The 22503-nt window shown below is 62.0% G+C and carries 22 protein-coding genes; 10 read left to right on the top strand and 12 right to left on the bottom strand.

All coding sequences use genetic code 11. From position 1 onward, the window contains the following. Positions 1-25 precede the first annotated feature (25 nt). Positions 26-841, top strand: a complete 816-nt coding sequence (locus ACOYXI_RS01700) for a gamma-carboxygeranoyl-CoA hydratase (protein WP_098968120.1) — start codon at positions 26-28, stop codon at positions 839-841. Beyond that, complete coding sequence (locus tag ACOYXI_RS01695) at positions 841-2790, top strand: acetyl/propionyl/methylcrotonyl-CoA carboxylase subunit alpha (RefSeq protein WP_134785979.1); 1950 nt, start codon at positions 841-843, stop codon at positions 2788-2790. Before ACOYXI_RS01700 ends, ACOYXI_RS01695 begins: the two co-directional genes overlap by 1 nt. Before the next feature lie 39 nt (positions 2791-2829). Here the strand turns inward: ACOYXI_RS01695 and ACOYXI_RS01690 are convergent, their stop codons facing one another. Further along, entirely contained in the window at positions 2830-3489 is a 660-nt protein-coding gene (locus tag ACOYXI_RS01690; protein ID WP_027614618.1) for a LexA family protein, read from the bottom strand. A gap of 131 nt (positions 3490-3620) precedes the next feature. On the opposite strand from ACOYXI_RS01690, the gene ACOYXI_RS01685 reads away from it, so the two are divergent. Further along, entirely contained in the window at positions 3621-3959 is a 339-nt protein-coding gene (locus ACOYXI_RS01685) for a DUF6124 family protein (protein WP_003223691.1), read from the top strand. A gap of 219 nt (positions 3960-4178) precedes the next feature. Here the strand turns inward: ACOYXI_RS01685 and ACOYXI_RS01680 are convergent, their stop codons facing one another. Then, positions 4179-4343 (bottom strand): hypothetical protein, encoded by a 165-nt coding sequence (locus ACOYXI_RS01680; protein WP_158556651.1) that lies wholly within the window; start codon positions 4341-4343, stop codon positions 4179-4181. Positions 4344-4439: 96 nt separating this feature from the next. Between ACOYXI_RS01680 and ACOYXI_RS01675 the strand changes: the two genes are divergently transcribed. Together ACOYXI_RS01675 and ACOYXI_RS01670 are read left to right on the top strand one after the other, a co-directional pair. After that, complete coding sequence (locus tag ACOYXI_RS01675) at positions 4440-5591, top strand: M14 family metallopeptidase (RefSeq protein ID WP_461674197.1); 1152 nt, start codon at positions 4440-4442, stop codon at positions 5589-5591. Positions 5592-5740: 149 nt separating this feature from the next. Next, complete coding sequence (locus tag ACOYXI_RS01670) at positions 5741-6940, top strand: MFS transporter (protein WP_461674196.1); 1200 nt, start codon at positions 5741-5743, stop codon at positions 6938-6940. Here ACOYXI_RS01670 and ACOYXI_RS01665 read toward each other — a convergent pair. Together ACOYXI_RS01665 and ACOYXI_RS01660 are read right to left on the bottom strand one after the other, a co-directional pair. Continuing rightward, positions 6937-7482, bottom strand: a complete 546-nt coding sequence (locus tag ACOYXI_RS01665) for a cytochrome b (protein WP_096795674.1) — start codon at positions 7480-7482, stop codon at positions 6937-6939. The two genes, ACOYXI_RS01670 and ACOYXI_RS01665, sit on opposite strands and share 4 nt — an antisense overlap. Next, entirely contained in the window at positions 7479-8573 is a 1095-nt protein-coding gene (locus tag ACOYXI_RS01660) for a catalase family peroxidase (protein ID WP_461674195.1), read from the bottom strand. Before ACOYXI_RS01660 ends, ACOYXI_RS01665 begins: the two co-directional genes overlap by 4 nt. 157 nt (positions 8574-8730) lie before the next feature. On the opposite strand from ACOYXI_RS01660, the gene ACOYXI_RS01655 reads away from it, so the two are divergent. Together ACOYXI_RS01655 and ACOYXI_RS01650 are read left to right on the top strand one after the other, a co-directional pair. Then, on the top strand, positions 8731-9237 hold the full coding sequence (locus ACOYXI_RS01655; protein ID WP_461674194.1) for an RNA polymerase sigma factor: 507 nt from the start codon (positions 8731-8733) through the stop codon (positions 9235-9237). Beyond that, a complete protein-coding gene (locus ACOYXI_RS01650) occupies positions 9234-9989 on the top strand; it encodes an anti-sigma factor family protein (protein ID WP_461674193.1) in 756 nt (251 codons plus the stop codon). The genes ACOYXI_RS01655 and ACOYXI_RS01650 overlap by 4 nt, the downstream gene beginning before the upstream one ends. A 124-nt stretch (positions 9990-10113) precedes the next feature. On the opposite strand, the gene ACOYXI_RS01645 is transcribed toward ACOYXI_RS01650, so the two are convergent. The 7 genes from ACOYXI_RS01645 to ACOYXI_RS01615 form a co-directional block, all read right to left on the bottom strand. Continuing rightward, positions 10114-11085 carry a Csu type fimbrial protein gene (locus tag ACOYXI_RS01645; RefSeq protein WP_461674192.1) on the bottom strand — a complete coding sequence of 324 codons (972 nt, stop codon included), beginning with the start codon at positions 11083-11085 and terminating at the stop codon, positions 10114-10116. Further along, positions 11082-13439 carry a fimbria/pilus outer membrane usher protein gene (locus ACOYXI_RS01640; protein WP_461674191.1) on the bottom strand — a complete coding sequence of 786 codons (2358 nt, stop codon included), beginning with the start codon at positions 13437-13439 and terminating at the stop codon, positions 11082-11084. The genes ACOYXI_RS01645 and ACOYXI_RS01640 overlap by 4 nt, the downstream gene beginning before the upstream one ends. A gap of 244 nt (positions 13440-13683) precedes the next feature. Then, the gene (locus ACOYXI_RS01635) at positions 13684-14472 is read right to left on the bottom strand and encodes a fimbrial biogenesis chaperone (RefSeq protein ID WP_027614608.1); all 789 of its coding nucleotides are present in this window, start codon (positions 14470-14472) and stop codon (positions 13684-13686) included. 34 nt (positions 14473-14506) lie between these two features. Further along, the gene (locus ACOYXI_RS01630) at positions 14507-15007 is read right to left on the bottom strand and encodes a Csu type fimbrial protein (protein ID WP_461674190.1); all 501 of its coding nucleotides are present in this window, start codon (positions 15005-15007) and stop codon (positions 14507-14509) included. 4 nt (positions 15008-15011) lie between these two features. Next, positions 15012-15548, bottom strand: a complete 537-nt coding sequence (locus ACOYXI_RS01625; RefSeq protein ID WP_027614606.1) for a Csu type fimbrial protein — start codon at positions 15546-15548, stop codon at positions 15012-15014. A gap of 20 nt (positions 15549-15568) precedes the next feature. After that, positions 15569-16102, bottom strand: a complete 534-nt coding sequence (locus tag ACOYXI_RS01620) for a Csu type fimbrial protein (protein ID WP_096795681.1) — start codon at positions 16100-16102, stop codon at positions 15569-15571. A gap of 104 nt (positions 16103-16206) precedes the next feature. Next, positions 16207-16728, bottom strand: coding sequence for a Csu type fimbrial protein (locus ACOYXI_RS01615; RefSeq protein WP_097088184.1), 522 nt, complete (start codon positions 16726-16728; stop codon positions 16207-16209). Positions 16729-17015: 287 nt separating this feature from the next. On the opposite strand from ACOYXI_RS01615, the gene zapE reads away from it, so the two are divergent. Together zapE and ACOYXI_RS01605 are read left to right on the top strand one after the other, a co-directional pair. After that, positions 17016-18137: a cell division protein ZapE gene (gene zapE, locus ACOYXI_RS01610; protein ID WP_461674189.1), complete on the top strand. Its 1122-nt coding sequence runs from the start codon at positions 17016-17018 to the stop codon at positions 18135-18137. A 214-nt stretch (positions 18138-18351) separates the two neighbouring features. Further along, a complete protein-coding gene (locus ACOYXI_RS01605) occupies positions 18352-19665 on the top strand; it encodes a leucine-rich repeat-containing protein kinase family protein (RefSeq protein ID WP_461674188.1) in 1314 nt (437 codons plus the stop codon). 124 nt (positions 19666-19789) lie between these two features. Here the strand turns inward: ACOYXI_RS01605 and ACOYXI_RS01600 are convergent, their stop codons facing one another. Further along, the gene (locus ACOYXI_RS01600) at positions 19790-20494 is read right to left on the bottom strand and encodes a YebC/PmpR family DNA-binding transcriptional regulator (RefSeq protein WP_027614601.1); all 705 of its coding nucleotides are present in this window, start codon (positions 20492-20494) and stop codon (positions 19790-19792) included. Between the two features lie 219 nt (positions 20495-20713). On the opposite strand from ACOYXI_RS01600, the gene ACOYXI_RS01595 reads away from it, so the two are divergent. Beyond that, a complete protein-coding gene (locus ACOYXI_RS01595; RefSeq protein WP_225138423.1) occupies positions 20714-22099 on the top strand; it encodes a type VI secretion system Vgr family protein in 1386 nt (461 codons plus the stop codon). Positions 22100-22503: the final 404 nt, after the last annotated feature.

Here is a 22503-nt window from a genome sequence, read left to right as displayed (position 1 = left end):
ACAGAAACCGTGGAGACGGAAGAATATGAGCGACTTCAACACCCTCGAACTGCACAACGACCCACGGGGTTTCGCCACCCTGTGGCTCAACCGTGCGGAAAAGAACAACGCGTTCAACGCCGAAATGATCCGCGAACTGATCCTCGCACTGGACAAGGTTGCCAGCGACGCCAGCCTGCGTTTCCTGTTGGTGCGCGGGCGTGGCAAGCATTTCAGCGCCGGCGCCGATCTGGCGTGGATGCAGCAATCGGCCGAGCTCGATTATCACACCAATCTGGACGATGCCCGCGAACTGGCGGAGCTGATGTACAACCTCGCCAAGCTGAAAATCCCGACCGTGGCCGTGGTGCAGGGCGCGGCGTTCGGCGGCGCGCTGGGGCTGATCAGTTGCTGCGACATGGCGATTGGCGCCGATGACGCGCAATTCTGTCTGTCGGAAGTGCGCATCGGCCTGGCACCGGCGGTGATCAGTCCGTTCGTGGTGCAGGCCATCGGCGAACGTGCCGCGCGTCGTTATGCGCTGACTGCCGAGCGCTTCGGCGGGCAGCGTGCGCGAGAAATCGGTTTGTTGTCCGACAGCTACCCGGCCGCCGAGCTTGATCAAGCCGTCGAGCAATGGATCGACAACCTGCTGCTCAACAGTCCGGCCGCGATGCGCGCCAGCAAGGATCTGTTGCGCGAAGTCGGTAACGGCGCGCTGACCCCGGCGCTGCGCCGCTACACCGAAAACGCCATCGCGCGCATCCGCGTCAGCCCTGAAGGCCAGGAAGGCTTGCGCGCCTTTCTGCAAAAACGTGCGCCAAGCTGGCAAGCCGCAACCACCACTAAGGAGCCGCGTTGATGAGCGCACCTGTTCTCACCACCCTGCTGGTGGCCAACCGTGGCGAAATCGCTTGCCGGGTCATGCGTACCGCCAAGGCGCTGGGCCTGACCACCGTCGCCGTGCACAGTGCCACCGACCGCGAAGCGCGGCACAGCCGGGAGGCGGATATCCGCGTTGATCTCGGGGGCAGCAAAGCCGCCGACAGCTATCTGCAAATCGACAAACTGATCGCAGCGGCCAAGGCCAGCGGCGCGCAGGCGATTCACCCGGGTTACGGTTTCCTGTCGGAGAATGCCGGCTTCGCCCGTGCCATTGAACAGGCCGGGCTGATTTTCCTCGGCCCGCCCGCTTCGGCCATCGACGCGATGGGCAGCAAATCCGCAGCCAAGGCGCTGATGGAAACCGCCGGTGTGCCGCTGGTGCCGGGCTATCACGGCGAGGCGCAGGATCTCGAAACCTTCCGCGATGCCTGCGCACGCATTGGCTATCCGGTGCTGCTCAAGGCCACGGCCGGTGGCGGCGGCAAAGGTATGAAAGTGGTTGAGGACGTCAGCCAACTGGCCGAAGCGCTGGCCTCGGCGCAGCGTGAGGCGCAGTCGTCGTTCGGCGATTCGCGGATGCTGGTGGAGAAATACCTGCTCAAACCACGCCATGTGGAAATTCAGGTGTTCGCCGATCAGCATGGCAACTGCCTGTACCTCAACGAGCGTGATTGCTCGATCCAGCGCCGGCACCAGAAGGTCGTCGAAGAAGCCCCGGCCCCGGGCCTGACCCCGGAACTGCGCCGCGCCATGGGCGAAGCGGCCGTGCGTTCGGCGCAGGCGATCGGTTACGTCGGTGCCGGCACCGTCGAGTTTCTGCTCGATGCGCGTGGCGAATTCTTCTTCATGGAGATGAACACGCGCTTGCAGGTCGAGCACCCGGTCACCGAAGCGATCACTGGCCTCGATCTGGTGGCGTGGCAGATTCTTGTGGCGCGCGGTGAAGCGCTGCCGATCACCCAGGATCAGGTGCCGCTCAATGGCCATGCGATTGAAGTGCGCCTGTATGCCGAAGATCCGTCGAATGATTTCCTTCCGGCTACCGGTCGCCTGGATTTGTACCGTGAATCGGCAGGAGGACCTGGGCGTCGGGTGGACAGCGGGGTTGCAGAAGGCGATGAAATTTCGCCGTTCTACGACCCGATGCTCGGTAAGCTGATCGCCTGGGGCGAGGATCGCGAACAGGCGCGCCTACGGCTGTTGAGCATGCTTGATGAGTTCGCGATTGGCGGCTTGAAGACCAACATCAACTTCCTGCGGCGGATCATCGCGCATCCCGCGTTTGCCGCCGCGGAGCTGGATACCGGGTTTATTCCGCGTTATCAGGAAACGCTGCTGCCCGCTCCGGGTGAGCTGAGCGATGAGTTCTGGCAGACCGCAGCACAGGCTTTCGCGCAGAGTTTGCCGGGTACTGTTCGGGCGGATGATCCGGAGTCGCCGTGGGCCTTGAACAGTGGTTTGCGCGCCGGTCTGCCGGCAGAAGTCACTTTGCATTTGAGCTGCGAGGGCCAGGATCGGGCGCTGACGCTGAATAGCTCAGGCAACGCCACACTGTCCGGTGAAGCACTGGTGGTCGAGCACGATGGCGTACGCCGTGTCCTGCGGGCAATTCGCCAGGGCGATTCGCTGTACCTGCAATGGGACGGCGAGTTGCGGCGCATTCAGGCGTATGACCCGATCAGCGCCGTCGACGCCAGCCACAGCCATCAGGGCGGTCTGACTGCGCCCATGAACGGCAGCATCGTGCGGGTGTTGGTGGAGGCCGGGCAATCGGTCGAGGCCGGTGCGCAACTGGTGGTGCTGGAGGCGATGAAGATGGAGCACAGCATTCGCGCGCCCCATGCGGGAGTGATCAAAGCGCTGTATTGCCAGGAAGGCGAAATGGTCGGCGAAGGCAGCGCTTTGGTGGAACTGGAAGCCGAGTAAATGGGAGATCGATCCTACGCCGAGCGAGGATCGATCGGACTAGAAACGCGCCGTGGCCTGAACCACCACGCCGATGATTCGACACTCATCGGTGAACAGGGCTTTGGGCCAGGTCGGATTGAGCGGTACCAGATAACGCTGGCCGCCCTCTTCGTCGAGCTTGCGAAAGATCGCTTCATCGCAGCCCTGCCACTGGGCGATCACCAGTTTGCCGGGCAGCGCCTCCACCTCCGGGTCCACCAGGATCAGCATGCCTTCGGCGATGCTCTGACCTGAAGGTGCGGTCATCGAATTTCCCGTCACGGTCAGCCAGAACGCTGCGCCACGGGCGTGATAATCCGTCAGTTCGAAGCGCTGCTTGTCATGTGACGGGGCGTAAGCGGCGGTTGCACTCTCACGCGATTCGCACGGCGTGTGCCAATCGCTGACCGGATAGCGGAAATACGGGTTGTACTTCTGCGCCAGCGGCATCTCGTCATCGTCGGTCTCCTGCGGCTCGCGAATCACCAGCACCACTTCCAGGAAGTCCATCCCCAGCGCCTGCAATACGCGGTTCATTTCCGTAATACCCGGCTCGCGACGTTTGTTCAGCCAATGGCCGATCCCGCCCTGGGACATGCCGACGCGCTCTCCGAGCTCTGTTTGAGTGATTTTGAGTTCACTCATTTTGGCCTTGACCAACTCAATCCATTTATCCATGTGCGGCACCTTACTTGCCCCGCCTTCGGCCGGCAAAACACATATTGTAGTATTTAAATTCTGGTCACAACTACGCATCGTACTATGCTGGAAGCACGGACTTTCAATCGAACAAGGAGTGACCCTTCACCATGAATATCAGCAGCAAAGACTTGCCCGATCTGCAAATGGACACCACGTTCACCTCCCCTCAAGGCAATGCAGCAGCGCAGCGAGCACTGGACTATTACTTGAAACCAGCTGTGTCAGAACCCGAGGTAGATGAACGTTTTTTTGATGTGAAACGCCATCTCAGCGGCGAAGAAGCTCTGGTGCACGCGTCGGATCTGTTGCGCTGCGCAGCCGCCACCGCCTTCAAGGCAGCCGAAAACCTGCAGGGCGCGAGCCGCGACCTGGCATTTTCGGTGGTGCATATGGTGGATATGGCGCGAGCGATGGTCGACCATTCAATCGATGGCGAACAGCTCTGACGGACACGGGAAGCGGACGGGCAGGAAAGAGTTTTCCAATCGCGCAGATAAAAACATTTGACTTGCAAATGATAATGATTATTATTGCAAGCAGCTGGTCGCGAGATCAGTCGATGGACCAGAGACCTTAGGTCGGTCTTCTGGACTATCTCCTCATCAGGCTAATCACGGTTTTTGACCCGGCTTTTTGCCGGGTCTTTTTTTGCCCGTTTTTCGGGCTTATGGCTTCAGGCTAATGAAGTCTTTGGGTGCTGCAAATTCGATGGCGCGGATAATATCAAAAGAATATCGCTTGGCAAGCAAAGCCCGGCCCGATTGGGGCAAACTAATGACAATTAGCACTTGAGAATCAATCGCACACTCTCTAAGCTGCTTGCGCGTCATGGAAGACGCCCCCCACGCAACCCGCAATTTCCCTCGGTTTCAGCCCTGTCTTGCGTGTAAAGTAGCCGCCATAAAAATCATATTCAGGAACCGATTATGACCGTGGCCAAATCTTCGTTCGACATCAGCGCCAACTTCGACAACGGCAACATCCAAGTCATCGACATCTCCAACCCGCTCAACCCGGTTCTGGCCATTCGCCCGGATACCCGCAGCGCGCATTTTCAGTGGTTCCACTTCAAGGCCAGCGGCCTGCATGTTCATCAGGAACACTGGTTTCGCCTGGTCAACGCCAGTCAATCCTCTTACAACAAGGCCTGGACTGGCTATCAGGCTGTTGCGTCCTACGACCATGTGAATTGGTTTCGTATTCCTACCAGTTTCGAAGGCGACAGCCTGCGCTTCTGCCTCGAAGCCGAGCAGACCCACGCCTGGTTCGCCTACTTCGAACCCTACAGCCGAGGTCGTCACGACTGGCTGATCGAGCAAGCGCTGACCAAGGCCGGCACCGAACTGCTGGCCACCGGCAAAAGCGTCGAGGGTCGTGACATTCAGTTGCTGCGCAAGGGCATCGGTGCCGAAGGCCAGCGCAAAATCTGGATCATCGCGCAACAGCACCCGGGCGAACACATGGCCGAATGGTTCATGGAAGGCGTGATCGAACGTTTGGAGCGCCACGACGACCCGGTGCTGAACAAGCTGCTCGCCAGCGCCGATCTGTATCTGGTACCGAACATGAACCCGGACGGCGCCTTCCACGGGCATCTGCGAACCAATGCCATGGGCCAGGACCTGAACCGCGCCTGGCAGAGCGCCAGTCAGGACATCAGCCCTGAAGTCCTTTTCGTACAACAGCAGATGGAAAAGTACGGCGTCGATCTGTTCCTCGACGTACACGGTGATGAAGAAATTCCCCACGTGTTCACCGCCGGTTGCGAAGGCAACCCGGGTTACACGCCGCGCATCGAGAAGCTCGAAGAGCATTTCCGCACGCACCTCAAGCACACCACGAAAGACTTCCAGACCAAATACGGCTACACCCGTGACGAACCGGGTCAGGCCAACATGACCCTGGCCTGCAACGCGGTCGGCCAGAAATACGACTGCCTGTCGCTGACCCTGGAAATGCCGTTCAAGGATCACGATGACCATCCGAACAAAGAAACGGGCTGGTCGGGCAAGCGCTCGAAACAGTTGGGCAAGGACGTGCTGACCACGATCGCAGACATGATCGACACTCTGCGCTGATCCTTCCCCCGCTCTACCCAAAGATCGCAGCTATGCCTGCGATCTTTTTTTTGCGCAATCACACGCCATGACCAACAAGGTTGCAAATTAAAACCAGAGTGCCTACCTTGATTATGGTTTTAATTTGAAACCCAAAAAGGAATCAGGGCATGCAACCTCAACCTCTCAAAAGCAGCGTGGTGCTGCTGTTTGCCGTCGCCTGCGGACTTGCGGTGGGCAACGTGTATTACGCGCAGCCGCTGCTGGACGCCATGGCCGATGCCTTCGCCATGTCACCGGCAACCATCGGCATCGTCATTACCCTGACGCAGATCGGCTATGGCATCGGTCTGGTGTTGCTGGTGCCACTTGGCGACCTGCTCAACCGTCGGCGGCTGATCGTCACCCAGACCCTGCTCTCGGCCGCCGCGCTGTTGATGATCGCGCTGGCGCCCAACAGTGTGTGGTTGCTGCTCGGCATGACCCTGACCGGTTTGCTCGCGGTGGTGACGCAAGTGCTGGTGGCGTACGCCGCGACATTGGCCGTCCCGGCGCAACGCGGCCGGGTGGTCGGCGTGGTCACCAGCGGCATCGTCGTTGGCATTCTGCTCGCGCGCACCATTGCCGGGGCCATGGCTGATCTGGCCGGTTGGCGGGCGATCTATCTGCTGTCGGCGGGGCTGACGCTGCTGATGGCACTGCTGCTGTTGCGCGTCTTGCCCAAGAATGAAGCCGCGCAGCCCGCAAGCCGTTACGGCGCGCTGATCGCATCGGTGTTCAGCCTGTTCGGGCAAGAGCCGGTGCTGCGGCAACGGGCGATTCTCGCGCTGCTGACCTTTGCCAGCGCCATGGTGCTGTGGACGCCGATGGTGCTGCCGCTGGCCGCCCCGCCACTGTCGCTGTCGCACAGTGAAATCGGCCTGTTCGGGTTGGCAGGTGCCGCCGGTGCACTTGCCGCCGCACGGGCCGGGCATCTGGCCGACCGCGGCCTCGGCCAATGGGTCAGTGGCCTGTCGCTGCTGCTGATGCTCGCCTCGTGGCTGCCGATCGCCCTCACCCAGTCCTCGCTGTGGGCGCTGTTGCTCGGCGTGATCACCCTCGATCTGGGCTTGCAGGCCGTGCACGTCACCAGCCAGAGCATGATCTACAGCGTGCGCCCTGAAGCGCAAAGCCGCCTCACCGCCGGCTACATGCTGTTCTATTCGATCGGCAGTGCATTGGGTTCGATTACCTCGACGGCGATGTACGCCTGGGCCGGCTGGACCGGCGTGTGTCTGCTTGGCGCCGTTATCAACGCAGTGGCGCTGGGTTATTGGTGGCTGACCCTGAGAAGTGGCGCACCGCAGCGGTGCGCCACACAAGCGGGTTAATCGCGATCGCGACCGCGCAACATGCTGTCGAGCACCTCGTCGCGGCGCACCCAACCATGGAACAGCGCCGCTGCCAGGTGCAACAGCACGGTGAGGAACAACAGGTACGCCAGATAGCCATGCGCCTTGCGCAGCAGGGCGAACACTTGCGCATCGGCCGGCAGGATCGACGGCAACTGCAAGGTATTGTTGAGCATCACCGGCTCCCCGGACGCACTGATCATCGCCCAACCGAGCAGCGGCAGCACCAGCATCAACGCGTACAACAACACATGCGAAGCCTTGGCCGCCATCACCTGCCAGCCCGGCAGATCGGCCGGCAGCGGCGGCTGTCGAGTGGAAAACCGCACCAACAGACGCACGACCACCAGCAGCAGAATCGCGATCCCCAATGGTTTGTGCAGATGAATCAGCCATTCATGCCGCTGTGAAACCGAAGTGACCATGCCGGCTCCAATGAACAACATGGCGATGATCATCAGCGCCATCAGCCAGTGCAGCAGCCGCGCCAACAGCGCGAAATGAGTCGGTTGCGTGCTCATGGGCGAGCCTCCTGACGGGCGGCGGGCAATTGGCTGACTTCACTGGTGCGCCGTAGATAGGAATCGGCGTAACCGGCGGAACGCGCGGCGAGCAGCGGGTCGTCGGAACCTTCGATACCGGCCGGCAACACCAGCGGATCGTAGTTGATGTCGCGGCATTCGCCGCTGAGCTGCGGCTGAGTCTTCTCCAGCACCAGCGTGCCGGCGTTGATCACCTTGCGACCCTCGGGCCAGGTTTTGCTGGCATCGTTCACCGGATCACCGGGGTTGGCCAGGGTGATATTCAGCTGCCAGCGCAACGGCCCTTCGGCCAGACGCTGCACCAGATCCTTCTCGAGAAAATCCGCACCCTCCGGCGCCGAGGCTCCGGCGGCATCGCGCGCCAATGGCGTGACACTCCAGCGCACCGCCTGCTTATGCCCACTGGCGTTGACCAGATAGAACGCATTCACGCTGTTGTAGGTTTCAGTGGCATAGCTGGCCGACGGTTTGGCGGTCTTCACCCACGTCAGAAACGGCACGGCTTCCGGGTGCGCGGCAAAGAATGCCGGCACTTTCGACGGATCCGGTTTACCCGTGGCCGGATCCGGCGACTGCGCCTGCTGCAACTGATAGAACGCCTCGGGGGTGCCAACCGGGAACACCGGCATGCTGTTCATCCCGGTGCGCCATTGCTGACCGTTGGCCTGGGTGAAACGCAGCGCCAGGCTGCGGATCGGCACGCTGCTGTCCGGGGCGTAGGGATTCCCCGCCGGCAATGCGAAACGCCCGACCACCGGGGTTTGCGCCTCGTTGAATACCTGCGCCGAAGAAAACGCCCGCGCCTCGCCACTGCTCTCGAAATGCCCGATCACGCACACGCCCTTGGCGTGGTTGCGCCGGAACCCGGGATGCACGCCGTTGTTTTTCTCCAGCACATCGACCAGCGCCTTGGGCGTCAGACGTTGTGGGTCAAGGTTACCGTGCACGTAGGCAAACGCCCCAGCCACTGCGGCAACCACCACGGCAATCGCCGTCAGGCGCAACACTGTGCTCGCGGCACTCAAGGGCGGGCGCGACGGCCTGCCCGGCGGTGAAGTGCGATCAACCATGAATAACTCCAGGGCCATCGGCCACAAGTAGGAAGAATCAGCAAGACGCGCCCCAGCGGGATTTATTCCATGGCCCGGTATTTATTTCTCCGAACGTGGAATAACCTCGAACGGCAGACGTCTCCCTAGTCCACAGCGTAGTGACTAGCAGAAATTCATGAGCGAATTCGACGAACAGTTGAGAGAAATCATTCCCAGATTGCGCCGCTTTGCCGTGTCATTGACCCGCAACAGCAGCAGCGCCGACGATCTGGTGCAGGCCAGCCTCGAGCGGGCCCTGTCCGGCTGGGGTGCGAAACGCGCCGAGGGTGATGTGCGCGCGTGGCTGTTCGCGATTCTCTATCGGCAATTTCTCGACGCCCATCGGCGCTCGCGTCGTTATGCGCGGATGCTCGAATTCTTCACTGGTCGCGACGATGCCGAGCCCTCGGTCGAGCGTACCGTGATCGCCCAATCGACCCTGCAAGCCTTCGATCGCCTGCCCACCGAACAACGCGCGCTGTTGCTGATGGTCTCGGTCGAAGGCCTGAGCTACAAGGAAGTCGCCGAAATCCTCGACATCCCCACAGGCACGGTGATGTCGCGCCTGTCCCGCGCCCGCCAAGCCTTGCGCCAGCTCAGCGACGGCGAAATCAGCAGCCCTTCTTTGCGGATACTCAGATGATCAGCATGCCCCCCAGCGAGCGCGACCTGCACGCGTACGTCGATCACCAACTCAACGAAGCCGACCGGCGTCTGGTCGACACCTGGCTGACCACTCACCCGGAAGCCGCCGCGCAGGTGCGCGCCTGGCAGCACGACGCCCAGTTGTTGCGCGCAGCCCTGGGCGGTGCCTTGCAGCAACCGGCCAATCCGGAACTCGATCCCGCGCTGATTCGCCAGCGCCTCAAGCGTCAGTCGCGTCGTCACTTGGCCAGCGCGGCGGTGTTGCTGATCGCGGTCGGCATCGGCGGTTTAAGTGGCTGGCAGGCGCGGGAAATGACCCTCGTGCGCTCTTCCACACTACCGATGACCGATGCCTTGCAGGCCTATCGATTGATTGCCCAGCAGGGAATTCTGCCAGCGGACTACAAGGTTGCCAGTGACGGCGATATGCAGCGTTGGCTCGACCGTTATTTCACCCAGGCCAGTCGCTTGCCGGATCTGAAATCCGCCGGTTTCGAACCGGTCAGTGGCCGCCTGCTCAGCACCGATGAAGGCCCGGCGGCGATGGTGGTGTATGAGGATCGCAGCGGCCACAAGGTCAGTTTCTACGTGCGGCCACCGGGGCCGAAGAACACTTTCCTGCCACGCGGCAGTCGCAGCGACGGCGATCTGCAGGCCGATTACTGGTCCGGTGGCGGGTACAACTATGCGATGGTCAGCCCGACGGATTCGCCGGCGGTGCAGCAATTGAGGCAGTCACTGCCATTGTGAAAACTGCGCCAATCCCCCTGTGGGAGCGGGCTTGCTCGCGAAAGCGCTAGATCAGCCACCATCATTGTTGAATGACACACCGTATTCGCGAGCAAGCCCGCTCCCACAGGGGTCATCGTATGAGTCAGAACCCTACGTCGAGCACCACATTGTCCAGGTAAGTCCCCGCCGGCGGTGTGGTCTGATCGGTGTAGATCTTCGCGTTGTAGTTGAAGATCTGACTTCCGGTGCCCAGCCCATTCCCCGGATTCACCTCGGCATCGGTGCTCGACCGGCGTGCGCTGCCGACACTGCCCCACCGGGTGGTGCCAGCGCTTTTGAAGATATCGTAGGCCAGATAATTACTTCCGGAAATCATCCGCCGCCGACCGCCGACACTGACCGGGTTCTGTCCGTCGCTCAAACCGACGGTGTAGGCGCTGCCCTTGGTACAGGCCAGGTTGATCGTCTGCCCCGTCACCGGGGTAAAAGCGCTGATCACCGGTGCACTGCCAAAGGCAATGTTCGGCGCAGTAATCGTGCAGTCGTTGGACACGGTCAGGTTCACCGTCAACGTCGCGGTACCGCTATTGATGTCGCGCCCCAGACAAACACTGCCGATACCGATCCCGGAGCAGTAATTCCAGTTCCAGAAAATGCTCAGGGTTTCCGTATAAACCCCGGCGGCGACGTTACTGCCAATGGTCGTGCCCAGATACAGCGGCACGGTTTTCGGGGTGGTGCCGTTGAGCAATCCCAAGGCATCGATGATGCCGTTGCGGGCGAAGTCGAAGGCGGTGCCACGGGTGACCGGGTAGCTGGTGCTGTTGTTGGCGTAGATCGTGTAGCCAATGACGTCGCCCGTCGGCCCGAGCAAGCCGCTCTGGGTCGAGGTGATGGTGGCGTAGAAATGATCGTTGCTGGTCAGCAATGACAGCAGCGAACCAGTACAACTCAAGCCTGCATTGAGTGTGGAACTGGGCTGCGTCGTGGTGCGCACGGCAATCGAGCTGATCGAACCGAACGCCGCCGGCGTGGTAGTGACCACCGAACACAAGGCCTGCGCCATCCCCGGCAACAGTAACGCCAGACACAGGCAAATCCGCGCCGCGTTCATTGGCACACCAACGGGCCGATCAGCGGCACCTGGCTTTGCTGCATGTCCACGGCGAATTGCGCGTTGCAGGTCTTGCCGTCGGCCAGCGTCACCTGCAACGAGTTCTGCGCCTGGAGGTTTTCCAGATAGACCAAGCCGTCCCAACCGACCACCGTGCGCGCGCCACTCTGCTCGTGCAGCACGCCCGCGCCCAATGGCAATTCACGCTGCTGCGCATCCACCAGCACAATACTCGCAGCGATCACCCGGGTCAGAGGAAACTCCAGCAAATAGCCGCTGCCACGGCGCACGGCGATGCGTTGTTCGACGTTGGGGCTGCGCACGTTGGCCGGCAGATTCAGCGGATCGATTTCGTATTTGCCGCGGTAGTACGCGCTGCTCCACGGCACCAGCAAGTGGCCGTTTTTATCGGTCTGACCGACCTGCTGGTTTTCGTAGCGCACCGGAATATCGGCGAAACCCTCGGTGCTGACCACCACAAACGCGTCGTCGATGCGATTGGCGGCGAACACCTGGCGGTCCATCCACACCAGCGAGCCACTGGCATCGGCCCAACGGGTCTCGGCGTCGGACGTGCCGTAGACACCGGCCTGCAACTGCACCGATTGCAGACGCCAGGTCACATCAGCCTGACGATAATCGGGGCCATCACCCTTGGCGTAACCCAGATTGAAACCCACCCCGCCCTCGGTCGGCACCGAGCGGCTGTAATTGACCCGCTGCTGACTCTGCCCGGTCTTACTGCGCTCGCTACTGATCGCCAGGCTGCCGCGCAGATCGAACGGGATCACCAGTTGCGCCTGCACTGCCCAGTTGCTGTCGCCGATCTCGCGGTTGGCCGACAGATAGAAGCTGCTGTTGCGCCATAGCGGTTTGCTCCAGCTCAGGTTGAGCAGACGCGTACGCGAATCGTCCGCCGCGCGCACATCGAAATAACCGGCACCGAGGCTGCCCCAGCGCTCGAGGTTGACGCTCAGGGTCGCCTGCTCGCTGCGCCGGCTGAGGCTGATGTAAGGGCTGTCGATCACGCTGAGGTCGGCGTACTGATCGCGGCGTTGCAGGCGCTGCCAGGAAAAACTGTAGCGCTGGCTGCTGTACTGATAACCGAGACTCAACTGCTCGCCGCCGTCGCCGTCGAATCGGCTCTGACTGATGGCGCTGTTGAGTACACCGAAATTGCCCAGACGCAAATTGCCGCCGATCCCGCCGAGGGTCAGCGAGTCAGCCGCTTCGGCGTGGCTTTCCAGGGTGAAGCTGTCGCTGACGCCGTAACGCAGGCTGCCGGAAGATACCCCGGTGCCGTAGCTGAAATCTTTCAAGCCGTAGTCGCGGCGCAAGGTACCGGCGGCCACCGAGAAATCGCTCAGGCCTTTTTGCAGCAGGCTGCTGGTGACGTAGAACGGCACCGTGGTCGACACCTGCCGCCCTAATGCATCGGTGGTCACTACCACGGCCTCCCCGGCGCCGTTGATGAAGGGAATGTTGGTCAGGGTATATGGACCCGGTTGCAGGTCGGTGCTGCTCGACTTGTAGCCGTTGATGAACAGATCCACCGACGACGGCACCGCGGCCTCACCGGCGAACTGCGGCAACGGATAGGTGACCAGATCCGGACGCACGGCAAAGTCCCGCGAGAACTGCACACCGCCCAGACGCACCGAGTTGCTCCACGGCAAGGCGCCACTGATCACGTCCCCGCCCTCGTAGGTGAGCATTCGCTCGTCGTCGGAGTAACGCCAGGTGGTGTCGTAGCGCAGGTAGCCGTTGTCCAGTGTGCTGACCGAATCGCCGGACAAGGTGCGCCGGTACTGCCCGGTGTTGGACAACATGCCCCAGCTATCGAACAGCCGCACCTCGTTCCACGCCGCCAGATAAGTGCCGGCATCGTCGGTGTCGTTGAGGTACAGGTCATAGTTGAACAACGCGCCGAAACTGCTCAGCGCCGGGGTGCGCGGATAGTTCTCGCGATTACCGATGAACTGATCCGGCAGCCACTGCGGTGGCACCACCAGCAGCAGGCGCTGGCCGACACTGTCGTATTCGCTGTGCAGTCCAGGCAGGCCGTCGAGAGCAACTTCAGCACCAGGATTGCCCGGCAATTTCATCCCGGTTTCAGCCAATACGCTGGCCGGCAAAAACAGATGCCCGTCACGTTGCTGCACCGCCACCACCCGCCCGGTGTTCATCTGATTGACCACCAACTCCAGAAACAACTGTGCATCACTCATGGCCTCCATGCCGCTGGGCGGTGGCGGCAGTTCGCCGGCCTCGGATGGTTGCACGAACATCAGGCAACACGCGCCGGTCATGAGCCACAACGGACGCTGAATACGACGAGCCCATCCCGGGCTCATACACGCTTTACGTCCGTCAATGGACTCGATCCTCCTGATGCCACTCTTGCCAAAGCCAGTTATCTTTCTGTGGAATTTTGACGACACGATGCATTCATTGTGGCGAGGGAGCTTGCTCCCGCTCGGCGGCGCAGCCGTCGTCAGAATTGTTTAAGCGGACTGCCTGACATGGCTTGGGGCTGCTTCGCAACCCAGCGGGAGCAAGCTCCCTCGCCACAAAAGTCCACTCGGCATGGCTCCCTTTTCAGCGTCCCGGCGCAATGCTCTGCACCTGGACCCCGCCATTGACTCGCACTTGCAACGCCGACTCACTCGCCAACGCCCCAGGTGCCGGCCAGCGCATCACCGCGCCCGGCAGCACATAACCCAGCAACCCCTCGGCTAATGGCTTGCTCTGTCCACCCTGTTTGATCGCCACGTCGGTCAGCCGCGCATGCACAGCGCCCTGATTGCGCACTTCGATATACGGTCGACCGTCCACCGCCACCGTGCGCCAGCTCAGCTGCGGCACACCGATACCTTTGGGGTCACGCGGGCGGGTGCTGTCTTCCTTGCTCCACAGCCCCGCGCCGTAGGCAAACAAGGGCACCGAATAGCGCATCTGAAAGCGGATCGCGGCTGCGGTTTTGCCGCCTTCGGCGGCCGGCGGCTGGGCGGAAGGGATTTCGTCGATGATGATCCGGTAGGCCAGTTCCTGCCCCGGCGGCACATCCTTGGTCCGGGTCAGGCGCACCAGTTGTTTTTGCCCCGGCTCGATCTTCGCCACTGGCGGGCTGCCGATCACGTCGCGCTGGTTCTGGTATTGCTCTGCAAAGCCGCTCTGGCTCCAGCCGAACACGCGGATCTGCAGGTTGGCGGTTTCCGTGCCACGGTTTTCCAGCCATAGCGCACTGGCCTGTTGATCGGCCTCCAGCACCGGATCGATCGGCCAGATCAACACCGAACTGGCGGCCTGCGCATGGCCGGCCCCGAGCATGACCAGCGCCAGCAACGCGCCCTGCAACAACGAATGCCCAGACGTAACTGCCCCCATGAACCTGCTCCTTGTCGGCCATTCAAATTTCGCTTTACCACGACAGCTGCACCTGCAACACGTCGCTGTACGTCCCCCCGGGCTGATTGCCCGGCAATTGCACCTGACCGTAAATCGGCAGGCTGATGTTGTTCGCATCGCTATAGGCCACCGCCACGCTCTGGCCGATGCCCAGGCTCTGGCTGTAAGCCGCATCGCGAAACAGCGCATACGCCACCCGCGCACTGCCGCTGTTGATCTGCATGTGGCGACCGCTGCTGTTGTACTGGCCGCCATCGACCGTCATGTTCAGTGCCACCCCCGGCGTGCATTGCAACTGCACGCCGCCGGTCAATGCCACTTGCACCGTGCCGGTCGCGAGGGCCGAACTCGAACCGAAATTCAGTCCGCCGTAATTCGACACCCCGCCCACCACCAGGCATCCCGGCGTGATGGTCGCGCTGACCTGAAAGCTCTGACTGGTCGCCGCCCCCAGCGGCAGCGGCACACTGCTCGCACAGAGCAGGAGCATCGCAGCGCAGAACTGGCGGCGCATGGCATCAGAACGTCAGTTCAACAGCGACGGTGTCGGTGTAAGTCCCTGCCGGCAGCCCGGCCTTGCCCACCGCCTGACCGTAGATATTCACCGTCTGCGCCACGCCAGTGCTGGTCGCCAGGTTGATCGTGCCGTCGATCGGCAGCAGTTGCGAATGCCCGGCATCGGTGTAGAAGTCATACGGCACGTAGTTGGCGACACCGTCGTACAGCGCGCGAGCGCCGCCCGGCGACTGCCCATCGTGAGCACCGGCACGCACCTTGACCACCGGGGTCGTGCCGCTGGAGCAGAGAATCGACAGCGCCCCGCCGCCACCGCCCAGTACCTGCCCGCTCGCGGTGGTGAACAGACTGTTGGCGGTGCCGAAGTTCAGCGCACCGAAGTTCAGCCCGGTGGAACCGCCGGCACCGTTGACCTGACAGCTGCTGATCAGGGTCAGGCTGGCGGTGATCTGGCCGGTGACCGTGGTGGCGGCGTGGGCACTGGAAACCAGCGTCAGGCCGAGCAACGACAAACCTATCCTTGATGCAAACTTGCGCATGGTGTCCGTCCTCTACGGGGTTACCAGTCGAGCGTCACCGTCAGCGTGTCGGTGTAGACACCTGCCGGAACCGCGCGGGTATTCGCCACCACCGTGCCAAACACCGGAATCGGTATCTGCGCACCGCTGGTGACAGCGAAATTGTGTTGTTGGCCAATGCTGTAGCGTTGGCTGCCGGAGGCATCCAGAAAGAGTTGATAAGGCAGGGTCTGGCGCCCGTTGCTCAGGCGGCGGGTGGTGCCGTCACCGTGGCTGCCGCCGTCGATGGTGACGGTGAAACCGGTGACCGAGGGATTGCAGGCGACGTTCAGCTTGCCGCTGCTGTCGCCGTCGAGACTGGCCTTGATCGGCGCGTTCCAGGTCGGCCCCTGCTGACCGAAATCGAGGGTGCCCAGATTGCTCACCGGGATCGCCGGGGTGGCGCTGTTGGTGACTTCGCACCCGGCGATCAGGATCAGCCGCGCATTGATCTGCCCACTGATCGCCGCCTGTGCGTCGTCAGCGAGCAACAGCAACGTACCCGTGGCGATAACCATCCAGTGCTTGCCTGTCATTGCGTCCGTCCTACTCCTTCAGGATGCCTGCGTACCTTGCGTTCTGCATTGAACGCCCCTTCCCTGCGCAATCCGCCTCCAGCGGATTGCCTGAAATCCTGCACTCACCAGGTCACGGTGACTTTCACCAGATCCGAATAGCGGCTGACCTGCGGCACCTGCGCCAGACGCTCGATCCGCGCGTAAAGCGGCAACTCCACCGTGCCGGTGTCCGGCACCCGGCCGCTGACTGGCACGTTCACCACCAGCGGCACCCGGCGCGCCGCGTCCTGATACAGCCGATATGGAATCGGCTGGCTCCCCGCCGCCCCCGCCATGTAGCGAACCTCGCCAACGCCACCATGCAGGCCACCGTCGACCCGCAGTTGATACGGCGTGTCAGGGTTGCATTCCAGACGTGGCAACCGTTGGTTGGTCAGCGCCGCACCCAGTGGCCCGGCCGGGTCGTCGAGACGCGCAATACTGCCGAAATCCAGCACGCCCAATTGTTCGATACCCGCCTCGCGCTGCTGGCCGATCAACTGGCAGCCACGCTGCACGTCAACGCGGACTTCGACCTGAAGATCCGCGGCATGCACCGAGGCCCCAAGCACCCCGAGCAGGCCCATCACCACACGTACAATCACTGTCCCATTCCTTGTGAGGGAACATCCTGGATGACGTTACTGTGTTTCAGGGTAGCAACGGACGACGAATCCGCCAGTCGATTGGATCCATGGTCCTGCCGGGATATGTTTCGAAAGTTTGGCAACACGGCGAATTACATCGCTGAAAATAGCTGTACGTTCCACACAAATCTGTTCAGTGATCGCCCACAGTCGACGAACCGCGATGGAAGCCGGGCGCAGCCTCTGGTTACACTACGGCGCCGCGCTCCCGGGCGCCGGTCTGATGAACACGGAGTGACTGCACTGTGCCCTCTCGAGCGCCCAAACGATCGCCACTGACCCTGCGCTGGTCGGCGCTGCGCCGCTGGTTCGCCAAGGGCCGGCCCGGGCATGCCGGGCATGACGCGAATGCCCAGTCGATCCGCGACTATTTCCGGCACAAGGCCCATAGTCAGGGTTACACCCTCAGCCACAGCCAACAGCGGGTGATCGATTGCATGGCGCAGCAGGCCAGCCTGTTGTTCGGCGCCAAGCCGCAAATGCCGCCGAGCCTGTACCTGCATGGCGCGGTCGGACGCGGCAAGAGCTGGCTGCTCGACGGTTTTTTCCAGGCACTGCCGACCACGCAGAAACAGCGCGTGCATTTCCATGAATTCTTTGCCCGGTTGCATCAGGGCATGTTCAACCATCGCGAACAGGACGACGCTCTCGGCGTCACCCTCGACGAGCTGTTAGCCGATTGCCAGGTACTGTGTTTCGACGAATTTCATGTGCATGACATCGGCGATGCGATGCTCATCACCCGCCTGTTCAAGGCCTTGTTCCAGCGCGGGATTCTGCTGCTGGTGACTTCCAACTATCCGCCGGAAGGCTTGCTGCCCAACCCGCTCTATCATGCGCGCTTCAAACCGGTGATCGAATTGATCAACGCCCGAATGCAAGTGATGGAGGTCGGCGGCCCGCACGATTACCGCAGCCAGGCGAGCAACCATGCGCATCAGGTTTTCACGCAGGGCCACTATGTGTGGCCAGCCACCGCAACCCAGCGCGAGGCGCTGAACCTGCCGCCCGAAGGTGCCCCGGCCATTGCGTTGCCGGTGGGCAGCCGACACGTTCAGGCGCGCCTGTGCGATGGCAGCCGGGTCGCTTTCACCTTCAGCGACGTGTGCGAGCAACCGACAGCGGTGATGGATTATCTGGAGCTGTGTCGGCGTTTCGACCAGTGGATCATCGACGACCTGCCGGAACTCGGTGAGTGCTCGATCGCCGCACAACAGCGTTTCATCAACCTGATCGACGTGCTCTACGACCAGGACAAGCACCTGACCCTGCTCAGCCGCTTGCCACTGCGCGAGGCCCTTGGCGGGAATGCCATCGATCTGGCGCGCACCCGCAGTCGCCTGGGGCAGTTGCAGGAAACCCACTGATCCCATTGATCACCACCGATTACCACTGTGGGAGCGAGCTTGCTCGCGAAAGCGGAGTGTCAGTGACGAATCACTGACTGACAGAACGCCTTCGCGAGCAAGCTCGCTCCCACAGTGGATCAGAGTGTTCTTCAGTGCAAATCCCGGCTTTGCCGTTATCATGTCGCCCATTCCGAGCGCCCGGCGCTTCTTTCCTTTGATAGTGAACATCCCCATGCACACCCTTGCTCAATTGCGCGCCGGCGAGTTGTCGGGCATTACCCGGCTGGATCTGTCTTGCGGCCTGACCGAGTTCCCCCGGGAGATTTTCGAACTGGCCGATACGCTGGAGGTGCTCAACCTCAGCGGCAACGCCTTGAGCAGTCTGCCCGATGATCTGCATCGCCTGACCAGGATGCGCATCCTGTTCTGCTCGGACAACCGCTTCACCGAGGTGCCGGAGTGCGTCGGAAAATGCGCGGCGCTGACGATGATCGGCTTCAAGGCCAACCGCATCAGCCACGTGCCGGGCGCAGCACTGCCGCCGCTGCTGCGCTGGTTGATCCTGACCGACAACTGCATCGAAAGCTTGCCCGTCGAACTGGGTGAGCGCCCCCACCTGCAAAAACTGCTGCTGGCGGGCAATCGCCTGCAAGCGCTGCCCGCTTCAATGAGCCAGTGCCATCGCCTGGAGCTGATCCGCATCGCCGCCAACCAGATGCGTGAACTGCCGCAGTGGCTGCTGACCCTGCCGGGCCTGACCTGGCTGGCGTATGCCGGCAATCCGCTGGAAACCGAAGCCGATGCCGCCGCGCTGGAAGCCACGCCGCTGATCGACTGGTCGGCGCTGCGTCTGGAACAGCGCCTGGGCGAAGGCGCCTCGGGGGTGATTTCCCGGGCGCAGTGGCAGCGCGCCGACGGCTCGCAGGTGCCGGTCGCGGTGAAGCTCTATAAAGGTGAAATGACCAGCGACGGTTCGCCGCTGCACGAGATGAACGCCTGCATCACCGCCGGCCTGCACCCGAACCTGATCCGCGTGGAAGGCCGTATTCACGGGCATCCCGATGGCCAGCAGGGGCTGGTGATGCAACTGATCGACCCAAGCTTTCGCAACCTGGCGGCATTGCCGAGCCTGGCGAGCTGCTCGCGGGATGTGTATGCCGAGGACTGCCGCTTCAGTGCCGAAGTGGGGCTGAACATTGCCAAGGGCATCGCTTCGGCGGCCGAGCACTTGCATCAACAGGGCATCACCCACGGCGACCTCTACGGCCACAACATTCTGCTGAACGATCAGGGCGATTGCTTGCTCGGGGATTTCGGCGCGGCGTCGTTCCATGCCACCACCGACAACCTGGAAACCCGGGCACTGCAACGCATCGAAGTGCGGGCGTTCGGGGTTCTGCTCGGGGAATTGCTGGCGCGCGTCGACTCGGGGTTGAGCGATGAACAGCGCGAGGTGCTGGAGGCGCTGGAACAGCGTTGCTGTCAGCCGGACGTGCTGGCGCGGCCGGGGTTTGGCGAAGTGATTGAGATGCTGGAAACGCTGTAACTGACGCAAATCCTGTGGCGAGGGAGCTTGCTCCCGCTGGACGGCAAAGCCGTCCCAAAAACAACGACTGCCGCGCAGCCGAGCGGGAGCAAGCTCCCTCGCCACAGTTTATCTTTGCAGCAAATCAGCCCGCCAGACCGACAAACATGTCCTGCACGTCGTCGTGGTTGTCGAGGCCTTCGAGGAACGCTTCAACTTCAGCCATCTGCTCGGCGCTCAGGCCGCTGACCGGGTTCTTCGGCTGGTAGCCGAGTTTGGCCGACAGCACCGTGAAGCCTTGCTCAGGCAGGGCTTTCTGCACGGCGTCGAGGTCGGTCGGATCGGTCAGGAACAGGGTCGCGCCCTCTTCGCCCGGCTCGAAGTCCTGGGCACCGGCCTCGATCGCGGCCATTTCCGGATCGGCGTCCGGGGTGTCCGGCGACGCTTCGATCATGCCGACGTGGTTGAAGTCCCAGGCCACCGAACCGGAAGCGCCCAGTTGACCCTTGCGGAACGCCACGCGGATTTCCGCGACGGTGCGGTTGATGTTGTCAGTGACGCACTCGACGATCAACGGAACCTGATGCGGTGCGAAACCTTCGTACGTCACGCGGTGGTACTGCACGGTTTCGCCCAGCAGGCCGGCGCCTTTCTTGATGGCGCGGTCCAGGGTTTCCTTGGGCATCGAGGCTTTCTTGGCCTGCTCGACCACCAGACGCAGGTGTGCGTTGGTGGCGGTATCGGCACCGTTGCGGGCAGCGATGGTGATTTCTTTCACCAGTTTGCCGAAGATCTTGCCCTTGGCGTTGGCTGCCGCTTCTTTGTGTTTAACCTTCCACTGTGCGCCCATTACTCACTCTCTTGATCTGTGGCGCCGAGACATCTATTGGCCGACGCGTGGCGCCAAGTTTATACGGCCTAAAGTCGGCAATCGACCAAAAAAATCATTGTTGAATCGACATCGTCACCACGACTTGTAGGGCGATTCTGAAAAGCCCACCAGCCATGACCATTCGTGCTCGCGTTTTCGTACCCTCTGCCGTCCGTATTGCCCACAGAGCCCGTACGAATGCTCAATGATAAGGAAAGCCCGTTCACCCTGACCCTGACCGACGGCCCGCTGTGCCTGCCGGTCTTGCGTTTCAGTGGCAAGGAAGCACTCAATCAGCCGTTTCGCTTCGAAATTGAAATGATCGGTCTGGCACCGGCGTTGCCCCCAGGCAGTCTGCTGCGCCAACCGGCGTTCCTGCGCCTGGGCGCCGATCACGGGATCCACGGTCTGATCCACAGCGTCAGTTGCGAGCATCGCGCCAGCCACCGCATCGGCTACCGGCTGATCCTCGTCCCGCTGCTGCTGAGTCTGGACCAGCCGCCCCGGCGCCGGGTCTTCGTGCAAACGAGCGTGCCGACGATCCTCGCGCAATTGCTCGGCGAGCATGAGTTGCCGGCGGACAGTTACCGGATCGAAATGAGCGTCGGCCAATACCCGCCGCGGCCCTTTTGCATCCAGTACGAAGAAAGTGACCTGGCCTTCGTGCAACGGCTGTGTGAGGAGGAAGGCATCCACTATCACTTCGAACATCACCCGAACGGGCATGTGCTGGTGTTTGCCGATGACAACCTCAGCCTGCCGCAGGAACCGTTGTCGGTGCCGTTTGGCATCACCGACGACACACCATCACCGCGCGTCAGCACGCTGTTTCAGCGCCATGACGCGCCACCGATGATGGCTGCGCACGGCATTCGCAACCGCGGTCAGGAGGCCATCACTACCGACGCGGCCAACCATCCCGTGCCCGCACTCGCACCGCAGAACCTGTCCGGCGAACAGCGTCACGCCGAACAACGCAGCCGTCGCCATCTGCAGCGCCAGCGCTGTCAGTCGCGCTCGATCCGGGGCACCTGCGATTGCAGCGCGTTGCGCAGCGGGCATCTGTTACAGATCAGCGAGCATCCGATCAATACCTTCAATGAACAATGGCTGATCACCGAACTGCACCACCAGGGCCAGCACCCCTCGATCCTCGACCCGACCACTGATGTGCATCGCTATCGAAACGACTTCACTGCCCTGCCCTGGTCAAGCGATTTTCGCCCGCCATTGGCACAGCCGCGCCCGAACATCGGCGGCTACCATCTGGCACAAGTGCTGGGATCGCCCGGCCAGCCCGCGCAACTGGATGATCGCGGGCGCATCGGCGTCAACCTCTGGCCGGCGCAGACAACTGAGTCTGCATGCCTGTGGCTGCCAATCGCACTGACCGGCGCCGGCCGGCTCGCCACCCACCAGTTGCCCCGCGCCGGCAGTGAGGTGTGGGTCAGCTTCCTCGACAGCGACCCGGATCGACCGATTCTGTGCCTCGCCAACCCACGCCCTGCGCCACCGAGTGAAACACCACCACCGCGCGACAGCAGCCTGTTGCTCGATTGGCTGCTGCACGGTGCCGATCCCTAAGCGCCGCAGACATTGGCATTGAGTACACCTGGAAGAAACTGGGTGGTTGTGAGGTCGCTATCGCTGGCAAGCCAGCTCCCACAGTTGGATTGGGTGTGGGCTGTTGGAGGTGGGTCGGCTCGCAGGCCGCCTTCGCGAGCAAGCCCGCTCCCACAGTGGATTGGGTGTGAGCTGTTGGAGATTGGTCGGCTGGGAGATTGCTATCGCTGGCAAGCCAGCTCTCACAGTTGGATTGGGTGCGGGCTGTTGGAGCTGGGTCGGCTGGGAGGCCGCCTTCGCGAGCAAGCTCGCTCCCACAGTGGATTGGGTGTGGGTTGTTGGAAATTGGTCGGCTGGGAGATTGCTATCGCTGGCAAGCCAGCTCTCACAGTTGGATTGGGTGTGGGCTGTTGGAGGTGGGTCGG

Source organism: Pseudomonas sp. G3-19 (assembly GCF_054855875.1).
This window is presented reverse-complemented; position numbering and strand designations above follow the sequence as displayed.

Coding starts and splice junctions, on each gene's coding strand:
- ACOYXI_RS01700 (WP_098968120.1), top strand. CDS start 26: ATGAGCGACTTCAACACCCTCGAACTGCACAACGACCCACGGGGTTTC.
- ACOYXI_RS01695 (WP_134785979.1), top strand. CDS start 841: ATGAGCGCACCTGTTCTCACCACCCTGCTGGTGGCCAACCGTGGCGAA.
- ACOYXI_RS01690 (WP_027614618.1), bottom strand. CDS start 3,489: ATGGATAAATGGATTGAGTTGGTCAAGGCCAAAATGAGTGAACTCAAA.
- ACOYXI_RS01685 (WP_003223691.1), top strand. CDS start 3,621: ATGAATATCAGCAGCAAAGACTTGCCCGATCTGCAAATGGACACCACG.
- ACOYXI_RS01680 (WP_158556651.1), bottom strand. CDS start 4,343: ATGACGCGCAAGCAGCTTAGAGAGTGTGCGATTGATTCTCAAGTGCTA.
- ACOYXI_RS01675 (WP_461674197.1), top strand. CDS start 4,440: ATGACCGTGGCCAAATCTTCGTTCGACATCAGCGCCAACTTCGACAAC.
- ACOYXI_RS01670 (WP_461674196.1), top strand. CDS start 5,741: ATGCAACCTCAACCTCTCAAAAGCAGCGTGGTGCTGCTGTTTGCCGTC.
- ACOYXI_RS01665 (WP_096795674.1), bottom strand. CDS start 7,482: ATGAGCACGCAACCGACTCATTTCGCGCTGTTGGCGCGGCTGCTGCAC.
- ACOYXI_RS01660 (WP_461674195.1), bottom strand. CDS start 8,573: ATGGTTGATCGCACTTCACCGCCGGGCAGGCCGTCGCGCCCGCCCTTG.
- ACOYXI_RS01655 (WP_461674194.1), top strand. CDS start 8,731: ATGAGCGAATTCGACGAACAGTTGAGAGAAATCATTCCCAGATTGCGC.
- ACOYXI_RS01650 (WP_461674193.1), top strand. CDS start 9,234: ATGATCAGCATGCCCCCCAGCGAGCGCGACCTGCACGCGTACGTCGAT.
- ACOYXI_RS01645 (WP_461674192.1), bottom strand. CDS start 11,085: ATGAACGCGGCGCGGATTTGCCTGTGTCTGGCGTTACTGTTGCCGGGG.
- ACOYXI_RS01640 (WP_461674191.1), bottom strand. CDS start 13,439: ATGAGCCCGGGATGGGCTCGTCGTATTCAGCGTCCGTTGTGGCTCATG.
- ACOYXI_RS01635 (WP_027614608.1), bottom strand. CDS start 14,472: ATGGGGGCAGTTACGTCTGGGCATTCGTTGTTGCAGGGCGCGTTGCTG.
- ACOYXI_RS01630 (WP_461674190.1), bottom strand. CDS start 15,007: ATGCGCCGCCAGTTCTGCGCTGCGATGCTCCTGCTCTGTGCGAGCAGT.
- ACOYXI_RS01625 (WP_027614606.1), bottom strand. CDS start 15,548: ATGCGCAAGTTTGCATCAAGGATAGGTTTGTCGTTGCTCGGCCTGACG.
- ACOYXI_RS01620 (WP_096795681.1), bottom strand. CDS start 16,102: ATGACAGGCAAGCACTGGATGGTTATCGCCACGGGTACGTTGCTGTTG.
- ACOYXI_RS01605 (WP_461674188.1), top strand. CDS start 18,352: ATGCACACCCTTGCTCAATTGCGCGCCGGCGAGTTGTCGGGCATTACC.
- ACOYXI_RS01600 (WP_027614601.1), bottom strand. CDS start 20,494: ATGGGCGCACAGTGGAAGGTTAAACACAAAGAAGCGGCAGCCAACGCC.
- ACOYXI_RS01595 (WP_225138423.1), top strand. CDS start 20,714: ATGCTCAATGATAAGGAAAGCCCGTTCACCCTGACCCTGACCGACGGC.